Genomic DNA, 1090 nt, shown 5'->3' with positions numbered 1-1090 from the left:
CCACGGTCGTTTCAAGATCGTCATGTGAGTTTGAGGATCTTGAAGGGGCGGGTCATGTTCCGGGCGGCTTCTCGGGTTGTCTCGGTGATGTCGCGTCGACCGGTGAGCCGGATGGCTCCGACTGCGAGGTTTCTCAGCGCGGCCATGACGCGGGGTCCTGATCTGGTGCGGACGGTGGAGTCGTCCTCGTGGTAGACGGTGTCACGCAGCCAATGAAGCGACTCGATGCCCCAGTGGTCGCGGACCAGGGAGGCGAGCTGGGTGGGGGTGGCGCGGTCGGCGGGCAGGTTGGTGACACCGAGCGCGGCGACCGCGGAGCGCGGGATGCCGTCGAGATCGGTGACATAGCGCTCGATTAGCCAGACCTGCTGTACGTGCGGGAACGGAAGGTCTGCGGGTGCGGGCAGGACCTGGATGGTGCGGGTGGTGATCCGGCCGTGGCCGCGGTCGATCTGGCGGTCGAGGACGGGTGTGTGTGCCCAGGGCAGAGCGTCGAGCGCGGCGTAGAGGCGCGGCTGGTTCTGTTTGGTGGTGAGCACGAACCCGGCGCCGTGTTGATGCAGGTAGTCGGCGTGCGCACGTTGTGTGTGGAGAGCATCAGCGGTGATCACCGTGTGGGCCAGGTCGACCCCGGCGGCGGCGAGGGTGTCGAGCAGCGGGGCGAACTGGGGGATCTCGTTGGACTTGGCGCCGACCTCGACCTGCCCCAGGACCAGGGCGTCGTGGTGGGTGGCCGCGGCGAGCAGGCGCACCTGCTCGCCGTCGGCGTCGACGGCGCCGCGCACGGCCTTGCCGTCCACCATGATCGCGAGCAGTCCACAGGCGTCGTCCCGATCGCCGACGGCGTCCTCGCCGACGGCGTCCTCGGAGGCGGTGTCCTCGGAGGCGGTGTCGCGGGCGGTGTCGTCGCGGGCGGTGTCGCGAGCAGTGGCTTGAGCGAGCAGCCAGGCGCCGATCACCGCGTCGACCGCGGCGGCGTCGGCGCCGGTGACCACCCGCCAGATAGTGGCCTTCGACGGCGGCTCGCTGGGTCGGGTGTAGAGCCGGGCCAGTACCGCGGCGGGAACATCGCGGGCCCAGCCGGCGATCG

At 70.3% G+C, this 1090-nt stretch carries 1 protein-coding gene; it reads right to left on the bottom strand.

What is annotated here, in order from left to right; translation table 11 throughout:
* Window positions 1-20 precede the first annotated feature (20 nt).
* Window positions 21-1090: ISAs1 family transposase (locus tag KME75_RS41835; protein WP_219420568.1), on the bottom strand; the 1070-nt coding region annotated here is incomplete at its 5' end.

The sequence above is a fragment of the Pseudonocardia nigra genome (genome assembly GCF_019396355.1).
Classification (GTDB): domain Bacteria; phylum Actinomycetota; class Actinomycetes; order Mycobacteriales; family Pseudonocardiaceae; genus Pseudonocardia; species Pseudonocardia nigra.
The sequence above is the reverse complement of the archived record's forward strand: the minus strand, read 5'-3'. Positions and strand labels throughout refer to the sequence as shown.